The following is a 23,618-nucleotide window of genomic DNA, read 5'->3' as shown; positions in this document are numbered from 1 at the left end:
TACACATTCGTGCAATCTACTGTTTTCTCTCCTTAATCACTTATAAAAAAGAACCCCCTTCAAAATCAATTTCATAACTTTGAAGAGGGCTGTCATTATTGCTATAAAGAGCATTCTCCTTATATTAATAATAGGGAAAACATTTTTAATTAGGCATTTGCCAACCAGTTTTCAACTTCTGCTAAGGCATCCGCAATCCCTGCTGGATTTTTCCCACCAGCTTGAGCCATATCAGGACGACCACCGCCGCCACCGCCAACTTTTGGCGCAATTGCTTTGATTAAGTCACCGGCTTTTAAGCCTTTTCCGTTCATGTCTTTTGTCATAGCCGCTAACAAGCTTACTTTTTCATCTTGTGCAGTTGCCAGAACTAGTACATCAGACAATTCTTTTTGTTTCCATTGGTCGGCCAATTGGCGTAATTGATTCATGTCTTTAACATTGACTTGAGCGGCAATATAACGAACACCGTTGACGTCTTTGACATCTTTAAAAATGTCACCAGCTTGTTGATTCGCTAATTTGCCAGCCAATTGTTCGTTTTCTTTTTGTAGATCACGTAATTGTTGTTGCAATTGCTCTGTTTTCGTAACCACTTCTTTTAATTGAGGTGATTTAACTAATGTAGCAATCTCTTTCAATTGACGTTCTTCTTCTTGTAAAAGTTGATACGCTTCTTTACTCGTCACTGCTTCAATACGGCGTACTCCTGCACCAATCCCAGATTCAGAAACAATTTTGAAAATCCCGATATCTTCTGTATTAGCAACGTGTGTTCCACCACATAATTCGATAGAGTAATCCCCAATATTAACTACACGGACTTCTTTGCCATATTTTTCACCAAATAACGCCATTGCGCCCATGTTTTTCGCTGTATCAATATCTGTTTCAATTGTGACAACAGGAATAGCTTCCCAGATTTTTTCGTTAACGATGGCTTCCATCCGCGCTAGTTCTTCTGATGTAACTTGCCCAAAATGAGTAAAGTCAAAACGTAGATGTCCTGGTGCAACTAATGAGCCTGCTTGGTTGGCATGCTCCCCTAACACATCTTTTAAAGCACGATGCAATAAATGGGTTGCCGTATGGTTTTTCAAAATACGTGTCCGCATCCGTTCGTCCACTTGCAATTGATAAATTTGGCCTTCAGCTAATGGCGCCAAAACTTCTACTTTGTGTAAAAATTGACCGTTTGGTGCTTTTTTCACATCCACCACGTTGGCAACGACTTCCCCTGCGGTATTTTTTACATAGCCGCGGTCAGCAATTTGTCCACCCATTTCCGCATAAAATGGTGTTTCAGCAAAAATTAATTCGGCTGTTCCTGCAGATGCTTCATTTACTAGTGCGTCACCTTGAATAATAACAAATAATTCACTATCATGTGTTAATTCTGTATAGCCAACAAATTTACTTTCTACTTTAATATCTGTTAATAAAGCAGATTGAACACCCATTGAAGTTTCTTTACTGCGGGCAGAACGAGCGCGTTCACGCTGTGCTTCCATTTCTGTTTCAAACCCAGCATGGTCGACTTTCAAGCCTTCATCTTCTGCAACTTCTTCCGTTAATTCTACTGGGAAGCCAAAAGTATCATAAAGTTTGAAGATAATTTTTCCATCTAATGTATCGCCTTTTGCATCTTTAACTTCTTTAATAACCTCATTTAACATGCTCAAACCTTCATTGATGGTTTCATGGAAACGTTCTTCCTCTGTCCGAACCACTTTTTCGATGAAGTCTTTTTGTTGTAATACTTCTGGATAGTAGCTTACCATGATTTCGCCAACAACAGGCACTAATTTGTATAAAAAGGCTTCATTAATGCCTAATTTTTTCCCGTGCATTACCGCACGACGTAATAAACGACGTAACACATAGCCACGACCTTCATTTGAAGGAAGCGCACCATCACCAATTGCAAAGGATAAGGCACGAATATGGTCAGCAATCACTTTAAAGGAAACATCCGTTTGTGGTGCATCTCCATATTTCACGTTGGTTCCTAAAGCTTCTACCGCATGAATGATTGGCATAAATAAATCAGTTTCAAAATTTGTTGGTGCATCTTGAATGATAGATACAACACGTTCCAAGCCCATGCCCGTATCAATGTTTTTATGTGGTAATGGTTCGTACGTATCTTCTGGTGTATGGTTAAATTCAGAGAACACTAAGTTCCAAATTTCTAAATAGCGTTCATTTTCGCCACCAGGATAATTTTCTGGATCATCTTCTGGAATATCTAAAAATTCTTCGCCGCGATCATAAAAGATTTCCGTATCCGGACCACTTGGACCAGCACCGATATCCCAGAAGTTATCTTCTACATCAATAATATGGTCTTCAGATAAACCAACTTCATCACGCCAAATGCGTTTTGCTTCTGTATCTTTCGGATAAACAGTCACATATAATTTTTCTGGGTCAAAAGCAAGCCATTCAGCACCAGTTAAAAATTCCCAAGCCCAGTGAATCGCTTCATTTTTAAAATAATCTCCAATTGAGAAGTTCCCTAACATTTCAAACATTGTATGATGACGAGCCGTTTTCCCAACATTCTCAATATCATTTGTACGAATAGATTTTTGAGCATTCGTAATTCTTGGATTTTCTGGCACAACAGAGCCATCAAAATATTTTTTCAAGGTTGCAACACCAGAGTTAATCCATAATAATGTTGGATCGTTTACTGGTACTAAAGAAGCACTTGGTTCTACTGAATGTCCTTTAGACTTAAAGAAGTCTAAATACATTTGACGAACTTGACTACTTGTTAATTCTTTCATTGATTTTCCTACTTTCTATTAATAATTAACTATTTATATTTTGTACCCTCTTAAGTGGCAGATTGTTAACACAAAAAACACCATTGCAGTCAAGGACGATTGCTCGCGGTACCACCTTGATTGCAATGATGTTGGATCATTACCTCTTAAGCTCTATAACGCAGAGTCGCGTTGATATTTCTATCAAGTCCATCTAAAGGGAGCAAGTAAATTTATCTGATGCCCTTCTCTCAGCAATGAACGGCTTTCTGTGATCAAAATAAGATTCCTCATATCCTTTAGCTTATAGTCAAAAGTATAAGAAAGATCTGCTAAAAAGTCAATTGTTTTCGTAGGAATCTTTCCTTACTGAGCTGTTTCAAATAACGTTTGTTCTAAATAAGGCAAAATTTGTTCATTTATTTGATACCCTTTTCCCCAAGAGGTTGTAATAATCTCTTCGTTCATACCTGCATCACTAAATTTTTGTTTCACTCGTTTACATACGAAAGACAGCTGCGATTTTGTAGAAGCATCTGGTTCTTTCTGCCAAAGCAAGCGACAAATTTGATCACGATCCAACCCTTCGTGGGCATGCTGATACAAGATTTTTAAAAAGCGTTGTTCGTTTTTTGTAAAGCGAATCTTTTTTACTTGGTCATCAAGTAGCTCGGCTGTGACTTCGGCAAAACTTTGATCGACCGTGTCAATTTTTTCACGAATATCTTCCAATGAATCTTTGAGGCCTAACCACCGGATAATACCTCTTTCCTGCCAAATCTCTGCTTCACGTTTATTACACATCGATTGTGAACGTCGATAAATCGGCTTCTCTAACGATGAAAGACTTCCTAATAATCTCAAGCAATCGTTCTGAGAAAGTGTTTCGCTTAATACAATTGCATCAAAATAATTAAAAAAAGTTAACTCATGTTCTATAGTTTCTTCACAGCAGTTCGTACAAAAGACTTCATAATTTAAATGTTGTAATTGCTGCTGAAATGTTTGCTCAACTAAAATGTTCTTTGTTAATACCAAAATCCTTCTCATTTCTTCTTTCCTCCTAGAACTCTTTCTGCTACCAATAACTAAACGCACCAATCAAAATACGTTACCAAATCGCGTGTTTTCTCCATCGATTGGTTAATAAACACCTTTTTATCTTCATCTCTCTTCGCTCCTTTATTCTTTATTTTGGTGGTTATTTATATTATATTAGAAAATGATTTTTTTTGTGTGTAAAATTTTTTTATCCTCCGTAAAAAAAAATGAATTTCCTTTAATATCAACTAATAAAGCTGATTTTTTAACAAAAAAAGTGCCGAAACTTCCTACTTTTTGCTAAAACACGCCAAAAATTCTGTAATTTTATTATTTTTTTCTCGAGAAAACATCAAAATGTTGATGTTTAACACTAACATTTTGATGTTTTCGACAAAAATCTTTACAATTAATCGGTAATTTTCTCTACTTTTAACGATAACTACTTTTAAAAAAGAGTTATTTTAAAAGTGACTTAAATATTTATCATATAAAAAGTAAGGGACTAAAATCTTTACGATTCTAGTCCCTTACTTTTTATAATCCACAACGTTTTTAGTTAGAAGAATTCTTTTTTGCTTTTCTAGCAGAACGATCTTTTTGACGACGTTCAATTTTACGTTTTTTCTTATTGCTGTCTTCAATTGCCCAATTAATTTTTTTCTTGTATCCTGGTTTAATTTTTTTCTTTTTCTTTTTCACTAAACCAATTAACGTTGGGTCTAATTCTTCTCGAGATTTTTCTCGTTTTGTTCGACGGTTGCGATCATACGTCTCTACAATCTCACCATTTTTAATTTCTTTTGGTTTGAAAGAAACACCTAACTGCTCAATCTGAGTAATCGCTTCATCATCCGCTGGTGAATATAATGTTATGGCAGTCCCATTCAATCCATTACGTCCTGTGCGGCCAACCCGATGGATAAAGAAGTCCAATTCATGTGGAACTTCTGCATTGATGACATGTGAAACCCCTTCAATATCAATCCCACGTGCGGCTAAATCTGTAGCTACCACATATTGGTAGTCAAGATTTTGAACTTGACGCATCACACGTTTTCTTTCGCGTGGTGTGATGTCTCCATGAATTTTGGCAACTTTTAGTCCCTGATCTTTTAAGTAATCGGTGATTTCATCAACTCTTTGTTTAGTATTTGCAAAAACAATCGCTAAATAAGGATGCCCGATAGTCAATAATTGATAAATTATTTGATTGCTGTTTTTTCCTTTGGTGGAAATCAACCAATTGTCAATTGTTTCTGAAATAACTGCTTTTGGTTTGATATGTTCAATCACTGGATTTTCTAAATATTTTTTTAAAAATGGTCGTAATTTTTCTGGAATGGTTGCAGAAAAAACGAGCATTTGTAATTTTTCTGGCAAACGACCGGCAATTTGATCGACTTCTGCTAAAAAGCCCATATCTAATGTCATGTCTGCTTCATCGACAACAAAGGCAAAAGCCGTATGCACTTTCAAGGCTTGTTCATTCATCATATCTAAAATACGCCCTGGTGTACCAATCACCACATGAGGTTGCTGATGCTTTAATTTATTTAATTGACGTTGTTTATCTGTTCCGCCAACAAAATTTGACACTCGAATTTCTGGTTGACTGAAACGAGCCAGTTGCTGCGCTTCTTGATAAATTTGATTGGCTAATTCACGACTAGGCGCAGTAATCACAATTTGTACTTCGTCGATAGTTGGCTTAACTTTATCCATTAATGGAAGTAAAAAAGTATGCGTCTTTCCACTTCCTGTTTGCGATTGTCCAATGACACTTTTCCCTTTCTTAATGATTGGGATTAATTTTTCTTGGACTTCTGTTGGTTCTTCAAACCCTTTTTCTGCGAGTGCTTCGTTGATAAAAGGTTGAAATTGAAATTGTTTAAATGAAGGCACTTGCCTCACCTCTTCTCGTTAAATTCTTTATGCACTTTGGCATTATAACACAAAAACAACTTTTACTCACCTGCTGATTCCTTTGTTTTCGCAATTTCTAATGTACTGACTGTATAAGTATGGCTGGCTTTTTCATAAAACAAACGCCGTTTTTTACGAATCAAGGTTAACAAAACGTTGATCAAAAACAGTAAATATAAAATTAAACAGAACAAATACAGAAGCAGTGACACCATTTGCAACATCCGATTAGAAGAATTCAATAAATCAGTGGCATTGGCTAGATAAATACTAATTAAACCATACACAAAATACAAATAACCGTAGCGAACAAACAAGGCTTTTAAACGAATTTTTTCATGTCCTGTTTCAACCACCCGAATGCGAACAACTTTTTTCCCTAACGTTTGACCATTTGTCAGTTTCATCATGACGATAAAGACCGCAAACACCATGATAAAGAACCACATCCGATCTGAAAAAATCGGATAATTGGTTGCCCAATTTTTATAAGCTGGAATGAAATTTAGTCCAAAAACGAGCAGGCCTTGCACAAAGCCAATCACCAACCAATCAATCCCCCATGCAAAGAAACGTCTTAACAGGCTAACTGTCTGCCCTTTTTCATAAGAGGTGGCATCAATTTCTTCTCTTGTTGGCAATAAAAAGGTAAAGAGTGGCGTCAACCAATAACCGACCATGCCTCCGACGGTATTATTAATTAAATCATTGACATCCGCCAAGCGATACGAACGTGGATAAATAAAATAAAGGCCAGATAACTGTGTTAATTCAAAAAATAATGACAATAAAAAACTCGCAAGAACTGTTTTTAAAAATGAACATTTGAAATAATACCGTAAATACACACCAAAAGGTAAAACTAATAAAACATTAAACAGTGGTTCTAAAACGGCATGCTGTTTTAATGCTGGCAAATACGTACTAGGATCTTTGAGCGAAAAAACAGTTTCGTTTAAAATCCCTGAAATAAAATGAAAAGGCCGCAGTTCCATTGTTGGTCCTGTGTATTGAGCCACTTCTGCCCGAGATGGCAACGGTAAAATTACCAAGAAATAGGCACATAATAAATAAAAAACAAATGAATACAAAATCATTGCTCGTGTCCAAACAAATGAACCATATTTGCGGTATTCATAGATTAATAATGCCCCAGAAATAAAAAATGCTAGAAACGGGAAAATAATGATTGCCCATTTAATTGGTTCGCTATATACTGCCATAAAAATTCCTCCAAGATAAACAATTTCAAGTATGAATGCCTCAATAACACTATACTTGTTTCTAAAAAAATGTACCAACAATAAATTTTATTTTGCAAATCCTCTCCTTTGCAGTATCATTAAGAAAAAGGAGGACGTTCTCATGTTACAGCCATATTTTGCGTTTGGAGTGCCGCTATTTTTACTTGTGCTCTACTTACTCTTTGCACTGATTCACCGTCAAACAACGATTCATTATTTACGGTTTATTTTGTTACTTATTTCAACATTTCTCATGGTTTTTAGTTTCCAAGTATTGCAAGAATCATGGACCATCAACCCTGAAACGTTAAAAGATGCCGCTTATTCTCCGCAATGGTTATGGATTCCTTTAGGTATCGGGTTAATCCTCACACTTTACAACGCTTGGCACGGCCTTCGTACAATGATAAAATACAAGACCGATAAACATTAGTAAGAGTCTAGGACGATGGTTGTGTCCTAGACTCTTACTGTCTCATCATTCAAATGAAATTTAATTTTTCTTAACAAACTCTGATTTTAACTTCATTGGACCAAAGCCATCTACCTTACAGTCGATGTTATGATCGCCTTCCACTAAACGAATGTTTTTCACTTTTGTGCCTTGTTTAATTGCGCCACTGGCACCTTTAACTTTCAAATCTTTGATTACAGTAACACTGTCACCATCCGCTAAAAGATTGCCATTTGAGTCCTTGGCTACTAAGCCTTCTTCTGCAACTTCTTCTGTTGGTGACCATTCATGACCGCATTCTGGACAAATAAATAATCCGCGATCTTCATAGGCATATGCCGACCCACATTCAGGGCAGTTTGGTAATTGCTCTGTCATTAACGTTCTCCTTTGTAAAAAATAATTCTTTTTCATTTTACCTTATTTTCTAGTGAATGAAAAGTAGTCCGAATGATTTATCAACGACCGATAACTACTTTCTAATTACTTATTTATTTTTGAGCCCACTCTTGGCAAGCTGCTTGGATTTCTTGGTAAATCACTTCAATTTCAGCCGCATCACGTGCATTAGCGCCACTTGCTAAAGGATGGCCGCCGCCATGATGTTTTTTAGCAATTGTATTAATGATTGGTCCTTTGGAACGTAACCGAACGCGATAATAACCTTCCGGCTGTTCAACAAAGATTGCCCATGAGAGAACATCTTCAATTTTTCCTGGCATTGAAACAATGGCTGCCGTTTCAGAATCGACAATATCATAACTGTTTAAAATACTTTGTGGTAAAACGACACGAGCAGCGCCATTTGCATCGATTTCTAAATTTTGATAAATATAACCCGCTAATTTAGCAACCTTTAAAGGCATTTGGTCTAACTCACGATTTAAGTCTGCGGCATTAAAGTTAAACGTACGCAATTGCGCAGCGACAGCGAGTGTATGCGCCGAAGTGGAAGGATAAAGAAAACGTCCTGTATCCCCCACAATCCCAGCATACAATAAACGAGCTGCATTATCTGTCATCGTTAATTCTGCTAAATGCTGTTGCCAAAAATCAACAATAATTTCACTACAACTACTTGCATTTGTATTCACCCAAACTAAATCTCCATAAGGTTCATCATTCGGATGATGATCGATTTTAATTAATTGATCGCCTAAAGAAAAACGCGCATCACTAATTCGTGGAGCATTTGCAGTATCTGTTACAATGACTAATGCACCTCGATAGACATCGTCAGTAATAACGTCCATTTCAGCTAAAAACTCTAAGCCTTCCACTGGTCCGCCTACTTGATAAATATTTTTTTCAGGAAAGCTCGCTCTTAAGAGTTCTGCTAACCCAACCTGTGAGCCAATCGCATCTGGGTCGGGCCTTTGATGTCTATGAATAATAATTGTTTCATATTGTTTAATTGCTGCCATAATTTCTTTTACTACGTCCATTCTTTGTAGCCTCCTACGTTCTCTCCATCACTTGGCAAACAACAATTGCTTTTGCCACAATGACATTTTCTAAATAAACTTCGATATCTAATTTTGCAGAGCGACGACCAATTTCTAAAATACGTGGACGAATGTCCAATTCACTTTCCAACTGGATTAGCCGCAAATAATGTAGATTCACTTGTTCAATTAATACATTTCTTTTTTGATTCATCAACATTGTTCGTTGTGTCACGTTAGAAATAATTTCACTTAGGACACCGAACGAGATGGTACCAACACTGTTAACCATTTGGGGCGCAACCGAAAAACGAAAACGGGTTGTTTCTTTGCCATTTTCTTCTACAGGCATCACTTCCCCGGAAATTTGATCTGAAATTGTATCTGCAATTTGTGGTTGTCGTTGCACCAATTGCATGGCTTTCATCACATCTTGGCGAGAAACAATTCCAACAAGCGCTAAATCATCTTCCACCACTGGCATGACTTCTAGACCATCCCAAATCATTTGATGACTGACACTCGCTACACTCATCATCTTTTTCACAACATTGGGATCCTTTGTCATGACTTTATCCACGGTTAAATGTTCACTTTTACCAATGACATCTTTGGCTGTGACAATCCCCACTAAACGTAATTTCTTATTTACTACTGGGAAACGAGAATGATGGGTACTTTCAGATAATGCCTGATAATCTGCAATCGTTTGAGTTGTCAACAAATAATTGGTTTTTTCAAGCGCTGTATAAATATCACTGACGAGTAAAATGTCTTTTTTAATCAGCTGATCACTTAAAGCACGGTTAATCATAGTAGCCACAGTAAATGTATCATATGTGGTTCTCAAGACAGGCATACCCAGACGATCTGCTAACTGCGCAATCTCTTCAGATGTTTCAAATCCACCTGTAATTAAAACGGCTGCCCCATTTTCTAAAGCAAGCTTTTGCACGCCTTGGCGGTTACCAACAATCATTAAGGATCCGGGAGTAATATATCGCGTCATCGCGGTTTCTGTCATCGCACCAATTACAAATTTATTAAGGACTTTGTCTAGACCAGAGCTACCGCCTAACACATCCCCTTCAATAATCCGGACCACTTCACCAAATGTTAATTTTTCAATATGTTTTTTTAACTTCCGCTCAATTCGTATCGTACCAACACGTTGAATGGTGGAAACAAGCCCAATATTTTCTGCATCTTTGATGGCCCGATACGCTGTTCCTTCACTAACACTTAAACTTTTGGCAATGCTTCGAACAGAGATTCGATCGCCAATTGGTAATTCTTCAATATGTTTTAAAATTTGATCATGTTTCGTCGCCATAATTTCCTCCTAAACTAGGATCGTCTCTCCTGGGTTTAATACTTTCCCGCCAACTACTTGCTCTACGAATATTGCTGGATTTTGTTGGATAACAGGAAAGGTATTGTAATGAATTGGAATGGTTATTTTGGGATTTAAGTAAGAGACTGCTTGTAGCGCATCCTCTGGTCCCATCGTGTAATTATCGCCAATTGGTAAGAACGCTACATCAATGGATTTGTCTTTTACAAAAAGGCGCATATCTGAAAACAACGCCGTATCACCAGCGTGATAAATTTTTTTATCTTCTGCTTCTAAAATAATCCCACTTGCTTCGCCCATGTAGGTCATTACGCCGTCTATTTCATAACCGGAACTATGCAAAGCTGGCACAAATTTAACCGAACCAAAAGGAAAGACATAACGCCCACCTAGATTCATTCCATGCGCTTTTACCCCTTGCGACTGTGCATACGTAGCCACTTCAGCTATCGCAATAATCGTTGCCTTGTTGGCTTGAGCAATTGCTAGCATATCGCCAATATGATCGCTGTGTCCGTGGGTGATTAAGATGTAATCAGGGTGTAAATCTTCAAGTGAAACGTCCGCTAAAGGGTTGCCATTAATAAAAGGATCAAATAAAAGGTTCGTGCCGTCGTTTAGACGAATTTCAATACATGAATGTCCATGTCCTATCAGTTCCATTTGTATTCCTCCTACGGTATTTTCTACACACTCTTATGATAATTAATCGTCAAATTCATTCTTAAAAGTAGTACAGTTTAGTACAGTTTACTTTCTTTATTGTAACAGAGAATTAGAAATATACAATCGCATTTGCTTATTTTCTTAGCTAGTAAAGAAACAGACGAGAAAAATCATGAATCTTTCTCGTCTGCTTCTTTTTACTTATTTGGTTGTTTTCCGAAAACGTAAAATCGTTAATATAAAGGCCGCCACACATAATAGAAAGGCGACAAAAAAGGTTTCACGCATTCCCACAATAAATATATCTGGGCGATTAGCCAGATACGTGGTTACTCGTTCACCATAGGCTTCGCTCATACCACGATATAAAATGGTCGTTGACAACGCAATCCCAATGACCATCCCTAAGTTTCTAGCAAAAGAATTCATACTTCCTGCTACACCTAAATCTTGCTTTTCAACACTGCTCATAACCATTGTATTGTTTGGAGACTGGAAAAGTGCATTTCCCAAGCCCATAATGGCTGTTGCAATCACATAATACCAGATAGGCGAATTCATATCTAAAAACATATACATTAACGACGTACAGCACAAGAGCAACAATCCGCCAAATGTTAAAATACCTGGGCCAATTTTATCCGTCAAATAGCCACTCAGAGGAGCCCCAACCACCATTAATAACGGAAATACCATCATTAATAGACCAGCATAACTAGCACTTAGTTTGCGTGCATCCTGCAAATAAAATGGAATGACAACATTTACAAAAAAGTTTGAGGCAAAAATTAAAACGGCGGACAATAAACTTAAAGTAAAAATTTTGTTTTTAAAAATTGCGAACTTAATAAGTGGGCTTTTTCTTTTTCGTTCAACCATTATAAATAATCCTAATGCGATTACTGCAATAATGAACAATAAATAGGATTGTAACGAGCCAAACCCGCTCTCTTGTCCGAGGAAAATCCCGCCGAAGAACGTCATAATCGCAATGGCAATACAAGCAAATCCTGGAAAATCGATTTTTTCTTTTGTTTTTGTAATATCTTTTGGTAGAAACTTTTCGCCAATTAAAATTGTAATTAGCCCCACGGGAACATTAATCCAAAAAATATACGACCAAGAAAAGTTTGATAAGATCAATCCACCAATCCCAGGACCAGCAATCGCGCCTAAAGATACAAAGGCACCTACTGCACCAAGCGCCCGCCCTCTTTCATTTAAAGGGAATACTTCCGTAATAATTCCTGAATTGGTCGCCATGGTCATGCTAGCACCAATACTTTGAACGACTCGCGCAAATAATAGAAAGCTCAGCGATTGATTAAAGCCACAAAGTAACGAACCAATCGTAAAAATAACCGTGCCAATTCGATAAACTTTTATTTTTCCAAAACTGTCGCCAATTTTTCCAAATAATAATAAACAAGCACAGACAACCATTAAATAAATAGATACGACCCATTCCGCTTGATTCATGGGTACGGACATTTCTTTTGAAATAGTCGGTAAAGCAATATTTACAATGCTGGAATCTAATGTAGACATGAAGGTAAACATAGCCACAGAAACTAAGATCCACCAACGATTTTTCTGCACTTCAGAATCCTCTTGGTAACTTTTAATTTTCTCCATTGATTCATCCCCTCTCGCTCCAAAACAGTTTACTTACTAATAATAACTCTATTTCTTCTTTTTTTCATCGGAAATTTTCTAAAAAATCACTCATGAGATGTTCACCTTCTTATTACACGCTCGCAATTGACAACCATTCGCTTTTACGCTAATTTAAAATTAGCAAACGGAAAACGCAAGGAGGACTTGAAATGACCTTAATTTCTCGCATTAAACAACTAGCTCAGTCAAAGCAATTAACCCTCGCCCAATTAGAAAGAAACGTCGGCATTTCCAATGGACAAATTCGTCGTTGGGATACCTCTTCGCCTAAAGTAGAGAATCTTTTAAAAATAGCAGACTATTTTTCTGTTTCCTTGGACTATTTAATGGGCCGCACCCAACAAACAGAGATTAATCATCAGGCACCTATGACAAGCACACAAAAAGAGTTACATATTCACATTACTACGGAAGAGTTAACAGAAGAAGAAATTACTCAGTTAGAGGAAGAAGCAAATCGTTTCTTGCGGTTCCGTAAATTTGAAATGACAAATTCTTAAGTAATACGACAGTCAGCGGCTCTGTGTTGTTTGTACTTATTAATTTATTCGACAACTAGCGTATTCATTGTATAATAAACCAATTAGAATTATTCGTTGTTCCCAAATACGTCCATCCATTCGCAGAATAACCATTACGCACATTGATTTTCCCATAAACATATCCATGTAAATTTGGCGCCCAGTTCCCTGTTGCTCGAGTTTGATATTGATGGAAATACCTCACGACCCAATCAACATAAGCTCTGTTTCTTGGGTTAACAGATTGACTACCAATTTCGTTTTGCAATTCAACTAACGCATCATTTTGAATGACTTCTTCTGCCTCTACTGGTGAATTAAACACCAAACTAACACCCAACAAATTTGTTAGAACACAACCATACATAACTTTCTTTTCTATTGTTTCTACTCCTAACATAATATATACTTTCACTATTTATAATTTATACCATCAAATAATCATTCGAAAAACAACCTTTCTCTTTCTTTAATTTAATGTTAACATAATCTATATAACTAATTTCTAATAAAAGGAGGGAAAAATTGAATAATTCAATAGAAATAACCAAGATCTGCGTAGCATTGAACAATAAAAACATCTTGAATAACTTGTCGCTTACATTAAATACGGGATCAATCACATGTATTGTTGCCCCAAATGGTACAGGAAAAACGACTTTTTTTAAATCAATCGTCCAACTTATCCCGCTCGAATCTGGTGAAGTAATAGTTGACAAAACATCAATCAAAAACAGAACTGACTACAATAAAAAAATCTTTTTCATAGAATCCGCGAATCAATTATTTGCAAATCTTAACATTTACGAGAATATGCAAGTAGCGGCCAAGTTATGGAAACATGATGCTAATTTTGAATCAATCATTAACTTAGTCGGTGTTAACACGTACATAAACAAAAAAATTAAACACCTTTCTGCAGGTATGAAGCAAAAAGCCTTGCTCTCAGTCGCCATCGCTAGTGGTGCGTCTTTTCTGATTTTTGATGAGCCATTAAATGGTCTCGATATTGAAAATGTTGAGTACCTAGCAACCGTCTTTCTTACTTTAAAAGAGCAAGGAAAAACATTACTTTTGTCATCTCATAATATTTTCGAAATAAGCAAGCTTTGTGATGCAATTTATTTTTTAGATAGCGGTATTCTGAAATCAGCGTCACTAGACTATCTACAATTAAAAGAAGAATACTACGAACTATATGCAACGAAAGGTCGTGCCTAAATGATAAAATTTGAACTAATTAAAATTTTTCGAGAGAAAACCACTTATTTTCTGTTTGCATTATTCGTTCTCGTTATTAGCGTTCCTTTTTTTCTAGGAAATGCCAATTTTAATTATGTAAAATATTACGAAGATAATTACTATGCCGGCATAACAACGATTGAAAGTATCAAAGATGACCCAACTGCAACAAAAATCGTTGAAGACATCAAGGAAACAAATGGTTATTAAAAAAAACTCATTGATTCTCTAAAGAAAGGAGATCAAAAAGCGATTGTTGAAAATGAGTATAACTTGGAAAAAAAAACGCTAGAAGGAATTCTAGATGGTAGTTTGCAAGCTAGATCAATTAGTGAACAAAAAAGTATAGTGGCCGTACTGGAGTATTTAAAAAACAATGGGCTAAATAAAACGAGTGATAATCCAAAAAAGATGGGCGTGATCCAATATCTAAATTTGGTTTTTTCTTCTCCTCAATTAATGCAAATTATTTTAATTCTGGTTAGTTTCCAGATTGCTTATTTATTTAATTTAGACTATAAAAAACATAATTTCATTTGGTATTGTGTTTCTCCTAACTCTTATGTACGAACATATTACACCAAACTTTTTGCCATTGTTTTGTCGCTCTTTGCAAACCTACTCAGCGCATTTCTCCTTGTACTTGCATTTGTCTTTCTGAAAAATGGACTGGGTGTGTTTAATTACCCGATTGCCACCAGTTCGAAAAATACGGAAGTCAATTTGATAGCAACAGGTGACTTTGTCGTTAAAACAATCTTCTTTTTTATATTATTTCTAGCATTTCTAGCATTGTTAAGTTTAGTATTCAGCATTCTAACAAGTAATTTAATTCTAAATCTCTCTGTTTTAATTATTCCATTAGTGATCGGACAATACGATGTACTCAATACGTTACTTAACGAGAACTTAAAACCTTACATTCTCTTAAGCTACTTGGATATGCCTCATATTCTATTAGGTGGTGACATTATGAGACCTTTGCGAAATCCATTGTTAACCTATCAAAACGGTATCTTAATAACTCTTCTCTCCATTCTCGTACTTGTCATAACCTCTCTAACTATCTTGCTCTGTCCTTCTCAAAAGTTGATAGCAAAAAAAACTAGAACCTAAACAAAAAAAACCACCACGACCGTCGTCTGTGGTGGAAATGAAGGTTGTTATTTACTCTTGGTAGGAGTAAGTATGAAAAAACCAATTCGGGATAATTGGCATAACGTAAGTATAGTGGTTTGTGCCTTTTTTATCATGAGTTTCAGCTATATTTTTTATAAAACTTTTATTAGAACACCATTAACAGTCCTTTATTTAGATTATTTAAAGCGTTTTCTTTTATTGAACATATTGTTTTAAACATTCGATTTCCTGTGCTACACTTACTTTTAGAAGGGGGATTTTATTATGGCAAATCAAAAAAAAGATAGCTTATCAACATTATTTTCTGAAGAAGTTCATGGACCGTTTGTTACTTTCTTGTTTAACACCCATGTCGCTCATCAAAACGTAGAAAAAGATTCGCTTGTTTTGAAAAATTTTGCAAAAGCGGCAAAAACACGCTTTGAAAAAAAATTTCCTGAGGAAAAATGGTCTGTTTTCCAAGAAAAAATTGACGCACTTCTAGCTGATGCTTCCTTCTGGCGCAACGGCACAGCAAGTGTTTCAATCATCTTATCTCCAGAAAACACCTTTGTTCAACGATTAGATGTGCCCGTTGACGATCAATATTACGTGGACACGATTCCTTATTTACTTGGACTAGTCAAAGACAAACAATTTAACTACCATTATTACCTACTTGCTCTAAATCGCGATTCAATGAAACTTTACAAGGTTGATCATACGACTGTGACTCCTGTTGAATTGCCTAAAGACGCGCCAACAGACGTGGTCACAGCTTTAGGTGATGAATTAACGGGTGGTAATTTAAACTTTTCAACTCAAGGTAGTTCTAACGGTTCTAAAGAAGGTGTCGCTTATCATAGCATCAATACTAAAGATAAAGAAGTTGAAATTGATTGGGTGAACTACTATCAAGCAGTCGATACTTTCTTAAAAGATCAACTGGATAATCCTGAAAAATTACCGCTTTATCTTTATGCTTTACCAGAAAACCAAACACTCTTTAAAAAGATTGCTAAAAATCCTTATTATGATTGCTCAATTTCAGTTGCTGCTTCACCTGCACAAGCAACCATTCAAGATATCCGCAGCGCTAGTGAAAAAATAGCTGCAGAGTTAACAGAAAAAGAAACAGCTTCTTATAACAAATTACTAGATCGTAAATTCTTAGATCAATTTACAGATATTTCGCCAGCGGCAGCTGACGGCAAAATTTCCCATCTTTTTATTGCAACGTCACTCTTTGTTACTGAAAACAATGAAATGTCATCTGAAGAGTATGATCGTCGCAAACTTTTAAACACCATTGCTTACCAAGTCATTCAAAACGGCGGTCAAGTTTTTGTTTTAGACCAAAAAGCTGCACCAGATGAAAAATCTTTAGCGGCTATCCTCCGTTATTAAAAACAGGCAAAAAGCCCATTGTAAGAAAGCGCCTTACAATGGGCTTTTTTTCTGAGACTTATTGAAACAGCACTATAACAGCCTTATCTTCACTTTCTAGTTTTTAAAAAACATCCGATAAAAAAGAAAATAAGGTTATCGCTATACAAAAACCAGTTAGTATGCTATAGTAATAGATGTAGTTTTTGTTCGGTAATATGGGTAGCTGTTTCAAATAAACATCTTCCACATTTTTCACCTTTCAAGTAATTGCAAAATATGAATGTGTTATAACACACATCTAGGAGGATATTTATTATGGAAACAGGTACAGTAAAATGGTTTAACTCAGACAAAGGCTTTGGCTTCATCACTGCAGAAAACGGAAACGATGTATTCGTACATTTCTCAGCTATCCAAGGTGACGGCTTCAAAACTTTAGAAGAAGGTCAAGCAGTAACTTTCGAAATCGAAGAAGGTCAACGTGGCCCTCAAGCAACTAACGTTACTAAAGCTTAATTAAACAATACTGACTTAAAAACCTGACGTTAATCGTCAGGTTTTTTTTATAAAAAAAAGAACAAGAAAACTTTCTGAAACTAAGTGCTTCCTCTATTTTTTTTGAAGAGTTTTCGTTATACTGAAGAGGAAAAATGTTTTAAAGGAGTTTATTTATGCAATTTTATGGTGATTTAACCTTTTTAGGTGTTTATTTATTGGGTCTCTTTTTCATTCCCTCGTGGCGGAAAAAGAAAAAAGAACACGATTGGTTGCCGTGGATGTTTGGCTGGACCGTCTTTATGTTCTTCTCATATGTTTTATATTTAGAAATCATTCGTGGCACAGCCTTCTTTTTAATTCCCATTGCTTTTTTTGGCTTGTTTGCGCTCTTCTACTTCAAAGAAAAAAGGCGTTTACTGAATGGAACATTATTTAATATTTTTCTTGTGGTTCTAGCGACTTATTTAGGGATTACTGCGATTCGTACAAACAACTACTTTCTAATCACCTTAGCAATTATTGCCCTGCTGGCAATTTTTATCGCTTTGGCTTTAGGACTCTATGCCTTAATTATTTTCCTCTATTGGAATGCGGTCGTTGTTATGAGAAAAGAAGGTCGGTCTCTAGGGAACTTGTTGACGTTGTTGCTGGCAATTGGCTTAACATTACTATTAATTTATAATTTCTTTTTTCAATCGTTGTTACCAACTTGGCTCTCCTTACCCTTAACTATTGCGCCATTTATTTTGACTTATTTCGCGTTTGTTTTTTATAATTTTTTAACTGTTTCTACGTTGTATCAATTTAATCAGCCAAAATATACACAGGATTATATTGTTGTGTTAGGTTCGGGGTTAATCAATGGTGAGGTTGTGCCGCCGTTATTGCAAGCCCGCATCAACAAAGCCATTCAATTTTACAAGGCTCAAAATCGCGCAACGTTAAATCCACCAAAAATCGTCATGTCTGGTGGCCAAGGCCCCGATGAATTACTTCCTGAAAGTGTCGCGATGAAAATGTATGCTTTAACACAAGGTATTCCTGATGATGATATTTTAGTAGAAGCTCATTCAAAAAACACACTAGAAAATATGCGTTTTTCCAAAGAAACAATGATTGAGGATTTTGGAAATGCTAATTTCCAAGCCATTTTTACTACAAACAATTATCACCTTTTCCGAGCGGGTCTTTTCGCTCGAATGGCTGGCTTAAAAGCTGATGGCATTGGTGCAAAAACCGCTTTTTATTTTTTACCTAACGCGTTTATTCGAGAGTTCATCGCCATTGTAGTGATGTACAAACGCCGCCATATTATTGTTTGCGGCCTAGCTACCATCGGTATGGTTATGTTATTCTTAACAGGATTGATTATTCAGTAAAGAAGGAGTTTCCCCTATGAGTTTGTATCAAAAATTTATTCAAAATGAACGTTTGCGACGTTTTTGCGTCCTTGCTTTGATTATTTTTGTGCTTTATTTATCCAGAAGTATGATTACAACAATTCTTTTAACATTTATCTTTACCTATTTAGCTGTTCGTTTGGTCCATTTTGTTCAACGCTATATGAAAATCCCGACGATTGTCATCGTTCTCTTAACCTATGCATTGGTTGTTTTTCTAATCTATTTAGCGATTACTAAATATGTTCCCGTTCTAGTTAACCAAACGACTCAAATGATTAATTCTGTAGTTGATTTTTATCAAAGTCCACATACAGATACAAATCAAGTATTGCAATTTATTGATCAATACTTGGAAAAATCTAACTTACTCTCTCAACTCCAGAATGGCGCTTCAATGATTTTACGCTACATTCAAGATATTGGTGCTGTCGGCTTATCATTTGTCATGTCCTTTATTTTAAGTTTCTTCTTTATGATTGAGAAGAAGCAAATGGCTGATTTTTCTAAGTTATTTTTAAAAAGTGATTTTGATTGGTTTTTTCAGGATATCTATTATTTTGCCAACAAGTTCGTCAACACATTTGGTGTCGTAATGGAAGCTCAGTTTTTCATTGCTGTGGTGAATACAGTCATTACTACCTTGGCCTTGGCGATAATCGGCTTTACTCAGCTACCTAGTTTAGCCATTATGATCTTCATTTTGAGCTTAGTCCCAGTTGCTGGTGTGATTATTTCCTGCATTCCGCTAAGTTTCATCGCTTATTCCCAAGGTGGCTTGAACGATGTGATTTATATCTTAGCTTTAATTACAATCGTCCATTTATTTGAATCTTACGTGCTAAATCCTAAATTCATGTCTAGTAAAACAGAGTTACCAATCTTTTATACGTTTGTCATCTTATTAGTTAGTGAGCGTCTCTTTGGTGTATGGGGACTTATTGTAGGAATCCCTGTGTTCACTTTCTTCTTAGATGTCTTAAAAGTAAAACCAATTCGTGGCCTGAAACGGCTACCTAATGTGAAAAAAAATAGTTCAGCAGAATAATTTCTGCTGAACTATTTTTTTATTGTTTTCTTAAATCATTTAAAATAGCCAAGGCTCGGTCTTGGTTCATCGTTTTTTGACGTTTTAATTGTTGAGCGACTGCCTCAACTTCTTTACCAGTAGCTCCGACCGTCATCGCTAAAGAACGTGCTTGTAGAGCCATGTGTCCTTTTTGAATTCCTTCAGAGACTAAGGCCCGTAACGCCGCTAAATTTTGTGCCAAACCAACAGCCGCTACTACTCGACTTAGTTCTTTTGCATCCGTCACTGCTAACAAATCAGCGGCTGCTTGAGATTTAGGTAAGACTTTTGTGGCACCGCCAACCGTGGCTAAAGCAAGCGGAACTGAAATTTCACCAATTAGTTGTTCGCCATCCAGCGTCCAACTAGTCAAGCCTTGGTAGCGACCTTCCTTCACCGCAAAAGCATGACAAGAAGCGCTAACAGCGCGTGTATCATTTCCTGTAGCTAAAACTACAGCTTCAATGCCATTCATGATTCCTTTGTTATGCGTGACTGCCCGATAAGGATCTAATGAAGCATAGCGTGAAGCTAAAACAATTTTTTCAGCAATTTCCCGGCCATTGCTCCCCTTACTTAAACGTGAAACTGGAATAGCCGTTTTCATCGTAACAACCGACTCCGTGGCATAATTACTTAAAATACTGAATAAAATTTTTTGCTCCGCAAACCATTCACGGAACAACTCGGCCACACCTTCCAACATAGCGTTAACGATATTTGCCCCCATTGCATCCTTAACATCTACTAAAAAGTCGACAGATATAAATGATTCATCAAAAGCACGATACTGCAAATCTCTTAAGCCGCCGCCCCGTTTTACGATAGATGGATAACTTAACTCTGCTTGTTGAAAAATTTCCGCTTCTCTTACTTGTAGTTTATCAATCAATGACTCGGGATCTGCAACATCGTAAAAAACGATTTGTCCACGCATTAAGCGTTGTTGATTCACTGTTTTAAATCCTTGTGCTATTTTTGCACCATTACTCAAAGCCGCAATCACTGAGGGCTCTTCTGTCGCCATTGGTACCAAATAATCAGTTTCGTCCACTGTTAAATGTAAGCCAACGCCCATCGGCACTTCTGTTTCACTGATTTGATTTTCAATCATATGATTGGCAATCTGCGAAGATAAAGCCGTATTTTCAAATTCTTTTTTTGTATCAGCAGAAATCTGGCCTTCATTAAGAAGAGAAGCCAGGCGTTCCTCAGGACTCATTTGATAAAATCGGCTGTTTTTTTTTTGCTGAGGTCTCTCTAGTAGCATAGCGAGTCCTAAGCCACCGCCAATACATAAAGAAGCCACTCCATATTTCTTTTCTTTTTGATTTAATTGATAACTTAAACTCGTTAATAAACGAGCACCTGTGGCACCAATCGCATGACCTAATGAAATACCGCCACCATAAATGTTGACCTTTTCCTCTGGTAAAGCCAGTTCTCTTTGGACCACGATTGAAGTTGCTGCAAATGCTTCGTTGATTTCATACAGATCAATTTCTTCCGTAGTAAGTTGATTGCGCGCTAACAGTTTTTGAATGGCTTTAATCGGCGAAATTCCCATATAGGCTGGATCAATACCGACTTCCACACTGTCTCGAATAATAGCTAAATAAGGAAGACCGTGTGCTTCGGCATATTCTTGTGAAGCAATAATCAAAGCAGAAGCCCCATCATTAATGGTTGATGCATTCCCTGCTGTTACAGTACCGTCTTCTTTAAAAACTGTTTTAAGCGTTCCTAGCTTCTCAACGCTCGAATTAGGGCGAATCCCTTCATCTTTCTCCACAAGCGTTCCTGACACTTCTAATGGGGCTATTTCGTCAGCGAATATCCCTTCTGCTTGTGCTTGAGCTGCTTTTAATTGTGAATGTACAGAAAATTGATCTTGCTCTTCTCTAGTTACATGATACTTTTCGGCCACATTTTCAGCAGTTAAGCCCATTGCTTGACCACTAAAGGCATCCGTTAACCCATCGTACATCATACTAGAAAAAGGCGCATCGTAGCTTTCTGTTTCGTAATTAAATCGTTGTAATTTAGGTGCTTGGGACATATTCTCAATCCCGCCAGCAATTAAAACTTCCGCTTCTCCTAATTGAATCAATTGTTTCGCCAAAATAACGGCCTTCATTCCTGATCCGCAGACCTCATTAACCGTCATTGCGGGAATTTCATGAGACAAACCGCTGTTTATTGCTATTTGTCGTGCGGGATTTTGGCCATTTCCAGCTTGTAAAACATTTCCAAAGATTACTTGATCAATTTCTTCAGAAATAGTGGAATGTCTTTTTAAAAGTTGTGTTGTAACATGTGTTCCTAAGTCTACGGCACTTACTTGACTTAAGCTGCCTTTATATTTTCCAATTGGTGTTCGTAATGCATCAATAATAACTACTGTTTTCAACTAAATGCACCTCCATCTTGAAATATATCATAAAATCCCAGAATCACAAGTGCCAATTACTGAATGTTAACAGACTTATAAGATATTTTTTAATAATCTATGAAGTTAATACAAAAATTCCCCATTTTGGTTCATTTCGTGCTATTTTATATAATGAATCTATTTATCGTAAAGGAGTTAAAGAAATGACAATTGGGATTGATAAAATTAGTTTTTTTGTGCCCCCTTATTATATTGATATGACGGCACTGGCTGAAGCCAGAAATGTAGACCCTGGAAAATTTCATATTGGTATTGGGCAAGACCAAATGGCGGTGAACCCAATCAGCCAAGATATTGTGACATTTGCAGCCAATGCCACAGAAGCGATCTTGACCAAAGAAGATAAAGAGGCCATTGATATGGTGATTGTCGGGACTGAGTCCAGTATCGATGAGTCAAAAGCGGCCGCAGTTGTCTTACATCGTTTAATGGGGATTCAACCTTTCGCTCGCTCTTTCGAAATCAAGGAAGCTTGTTACGGAGCAACAGCAGGCTTACAGTTAGCTAAGAATCACGTAGCCTTACATCCAGATAAAAAAGTCTTGGTCGTAGCGGCAGATATTGCAAAATATGGCTTAAATTCTGGCGGTGAGCCTACACAAGGAGCTGGGGCGGTTGCAATGTTAGTTGCTAGTGAACCGCGCATTTTGGCTTTAAAAGAGGATAATGTGATGCTGACGCAAGATATCTATGACTTTTGGCGTCCAACAGGCCATCCATATCCTATGGTCGATGGTCCTTTGTCAAACGAAACCTACATCCAATCTTTTGCCCAAGTCTGGGATGAACATAAAAAACGAACCGGTCTTGATTTTGTAGATTATGATGCTTTAGCGTTCCATATTCCTTACACAAAAATGGGCAAAAAAGCCTTATTAGCAAAAATCTCCGACCAAACTGAAGCAGAACAGGAACGAATTTTAGCTCGTTATGAAGAAAGCATCATCTATAGTCGTCGCGTAGGAAACTTGTATACGGGTTCACTTTATCTGGGACTCATTTCCCTTTTAGAAAATGCAACGACTTTAACCGCAGGCAATCAAATTGGTTTATTCAGTTATGGTTCTGGTGCTGTCGCTGAATTTTTCACTGGTGAATTAGTAGCTGGTTATCAAAATCATTTACAAAAAGAAACTCATTTAGCACTGCTGGATAATCGGACAGAACTTTCTATCGCTGAATATGAAGCCATGTTTGCAGAAACTTTAGACACAGACATTGATCAAACGTTAGAAGATGAATTAAAATATAGTATTTCTGCTATTAATAATACCGTTCGTTCTTATCGAAACTAAGTATTTAAATCCCCCGATTCAATCAACAAAAGAGCTAGACATTCAAGTTTTTGCT

General features: G+C 36.7%; 21 protein-coding genes. 10 read left to right on the top strand and 11 right to left on the bottom strand.

The genetic code is table 11. The annotated features are described in order from the left end of the window. Positions 1-149: 149 nt before the first annotated feature. The 4 genes from alaS to IGM04_RS06065 form a co-directional block, all read right to left on the bottom strand. A complete protein-coding gene (gene alaS / locus IGM04_RS06080) occupies positions 150-2,792 on the bottom strand; it encodes an alanine--tRNA ligase (protein WP_002366615.1) in 2,643 nt (880 codons plus the stop codon). Positions 2,793-3,137: 345 nt separating this feature from the next. After that, positions 3,138-3,821, bottom strand: a complete 684-nt coding sequence (locus IGM04_RS06075; RefSeq protein WP_002381934.1) for a helix-turn-helix domain-containing protein — start codon at positions 3,819-3,821, stop codon at positions 3,138-3,140. Between the two features lie 546 nt (positions 3,822-4,367). Continuing rightward, positions 4,368-5,726 carry a DEAD/DEAH box helicase gene (locus IGM04_RS06070; protein ID WP_002385937.1) on the bottom strand — a complete coding sequence of 453 codons (1,359 nt, stop codon included), beginning with the start codon at positions 5,724-5,726 and terminating at the stop codon, positions 4,368-4,370. A 53-nt stretch (positions 5,727-5,779) separates the two neighbouring features. Further along, positions 5,780-6,961: a VanZ family protein gene (locus IGM04_RS06065; protein WP_086317847.1), complete on the bottom strand. Its 1,182-nt coding sequence runs from the start codon at positions 6,959-6,961 to the stop codon at positions 5,780-5,782. Positions 6,962-7,016: 55 nt separating this feature from the next. On the opposite strand from IGM04_RS06065, the gene IGM04_RS06060 reads away from it, so the two are divergent. After that, complete coding sequence (locus IGM04_RS06060; protein WP_002382283.1) at positions 7,017-7,415, top strand: hypothetical protein; 399 nt, start codon at positions 7,017-7,019, stop codon at positions 7,413-7,415. Between the two features lie 60 nt (positions 7,416-7,475). Here IGM04_RS06060 and IGM04_RS06055 read toward each other — a convergent pair whose 3' ends face one another. The 5 genes from IGM04_RS06055 to IGM04_RS06035 form a co-directional block, all read right to left on the bottom strand. Next, entirely contained in the window at positions 7,476-7,814 is a 339-nt protein-coding gene (locus tag IGM04_RS06055) for a zinc ribbon domain-containing protein YjdM (RefSeq protein ID WP_086317846.1), read from the bottom strand. A gap of 113 nt (positions 7,815-7,927) precedes the next feature. After that, positions 7,928-8,881 carry a DHH family phosphoesterase gene (locus IGM04_RS06050; RefSeq protein WP_002357742.1) on the bottom strand — a complete coding sequence of 318 codons (954 nt, stop codon included), beginning with the start codon at positions 8,879-8,881 and terminating at the stop codon, positions 7,928-7,930. A gap of 13 nt (positions 8,882-8,894) precedes the next feature. Then, positions 8,895-10,214, bottom strand: coding sequence for a DRTGG domain-containing protein (locus tag IGM04_RS06045; protein ID WP_002357743.1), 1,320 nt, complete (start codon positions 10,212-10,214; stop codon positions 8,895-8,897). A gap of 9 nt (positions 10,215-10,223) precedes the next feature. Continuing rightward, complete coding sequence (locus tag IGM04_RS06040; protein WP_002413842.1) at positions 10,224-10,898, bottom strand: metal-dependent hydrolase; 675 nt, start codon at positions 10,896-10,898, stop codon at positions 10,224-10,226. Between the two features lie 204 nt (positions 10,899-11,102). After that, positions 11,103-12,536: an MFS transporter gene (locus IGM04_RS06035; RefSeq protein WP_010715153.1), complete on the bottom strand. Its 1,434-nt coding sequence runs from the start codon at positions 12,534-12,536 to the stop codon at positions 11,103-11,105. 191 nt (positions 12,537-12,727) lie between these two features. Between IGM04_RS06035 and IGM04_RS06030 the strand changes: the two genes are divergently transcribed. Next, positions 12,728-13,078 carry a helix-turn-helix domain-containing protein gene (locus IGM04_RS06030; RefSeq protein ID WP_002357747.1) on the top strand — a complete coding sequence of 117 codons (351 nt, stop codon included), beginning with the start codon at positions 12,728-12,730 and terminating at the stop codon, positions 13,076-13,078. 64 nt (positions 13,079-13,142) lie between these two features. On the opposite strand, the gene IGM04_RS06025 is transcribed toward IGM04_RS06030, so the two are convergent. Further along, positions 13,143-13,499: a hypothetical protein gene (locus IGM04_RS06025; RefSeq protein WP_086317845.1), complete on the bottom strand. Its 357-nt coding sequence runs from the start codon at positions 13,497-13,499 to the stop codon at positions 13,143-13,145. 125 nt (positions 13,500-13,624) lie between these two features. On the opposite strand from IGM04_RS06025, the gene IGM04_RS06020 reads away from it, so the two are divergent. The 7 genes from IGM04_RS06020 to IGM04_RS05990 all read left to right on the top strand — a co-directional run bounded on the left by IGM04_RS06020 (position 13,625) and on the right by IGM04_RS05990 (position 19,795). Beyond that, the gene (locus IGM04_RS06020) at positions 13,625-14,320 is read left to right on the top strand and encodes an ATP-binding cassette domain-containing protein (RefSeq protein ID WP_086317844.1); all 696 of its coding nucleotides are present in this window, start codon (positions 13,625-13,627) and stop codon (positions 14,318-14,320) included. Further along, complete coding sequence (locus IGM04_RS06015; RefSeq protein ID WP_256924915.1) at positions 14,321-14,551, top strand: hypothetical protein; 231 nt, start codon at positions 14,321-14,323, stop codon at positions 14,549-14,551. A gap of 63 nt (positions 14,552-14,614) precedes the next feature. Further along, a complete protein-coding gene (locus tag IGM04_RS06010; protein ID WP_256924914.1) occupies positions 14,615-15,457 on the top strand; it encodes a hypothetical protein in 843 nt (280 codons plus the stop codon). A 288-nt stretch (positions 15,458-15,745) separates the two neighbouring features. Beyond that, positions 15,746-16,867 (top strand): baeRF6 domain-containing protein, encoded by a 1,122-nt coding sequence (locus IGM04_RS06005; protein WP_002365588.1) that lies wholly within the window; start codon positions 15,746-15,748, stop codon positions 16,865-16,867. A gap of 297 nt (positions 16,868-17,164) precedes the next feature. Further along, positions 17,165-17,365 carry a cold-shock protein gene (locus IGM04_RS06000; protein ID WP_002357750.1) on the top strand — a complete coding sequence of 67 codons (201 nt, stop codon included), beginning with the start codon at positions 17,165-17,167 and terminating at the stop codon, positions 17,363-17,365. A 155-nt stretch (positions 17,366-17,520) separates the two neighbouring features. After that, a complete protein-coding gene (locus IGM04_RS05995) occupies positions 17,521-18,726 on the top strand; it encodes a YdcF family protein (RefSeq protein WP_010822771.1) in 1,206 nt (401 codons plus the stop codon). 16 nt (positions 18,727-18,742) lie between these two features. Further along, positions 18,743-19,795: an AI-2E family transporter gene (locus tag IGM04_RS05990; RefSeq protein ID WP_002357754.1), complete on the top strand. Its 1,053-nt coding sequence runs from the start codon at positions 18,743-18,745 to the stop codon at positions 19,793-19,795. Positions 19,796-19,814: 19 nt separating this feature from the next. Here the strand turns inward: IGM04_RS05990 and IGM04_RS05985 are convergent, their stop codons facing one another. Then, on the bottom strand, positions 19,815-22,226 hold the full coding sequence (locus IGM04_RS05985) for a hydroxymethylglutaryl-CoA reductase, degradative (RefSeq protein WP_002393211.1): 2,412 nt from the start codon (positions 22,224-22,226) through the stop codon (positions 19,815-19,817). Positions 22,227-22,411: 185 nt separating this feature from the next. Between IGM04_RS05985 and IGM04_RS05980 the strand changes: the two genes are divergently transcribed. Further along, on the top strand, positions 22,412-23,563 hold the full coding sequence (locus tag IGM04_RS05980) for a hydroxymethylglutaryl-CoA synthase (RefSeq protein ID WP_086317843.1): 1,152 nt from the start codon (positions 22,412-22,414) through the stop codon (positions 23,561-23,563). Positions 23,564-23,618 lie beyond the last annotated feature (55 nt).

Source organism: Enterococcus sp. DIV2385 (genome assembly GCF_051711925.1).
Classification (GTDB): domain Bacteria; phylum Bacillota; class Bacilli; order Lactobacillales; family Enterococcaceae; genus Enterococcus; species Enterococcus faecalis.
Note: the sequence above shows the minus strand (reverse complement) of the source record. Positions and strands in the feature narration are given on the sequence as shown.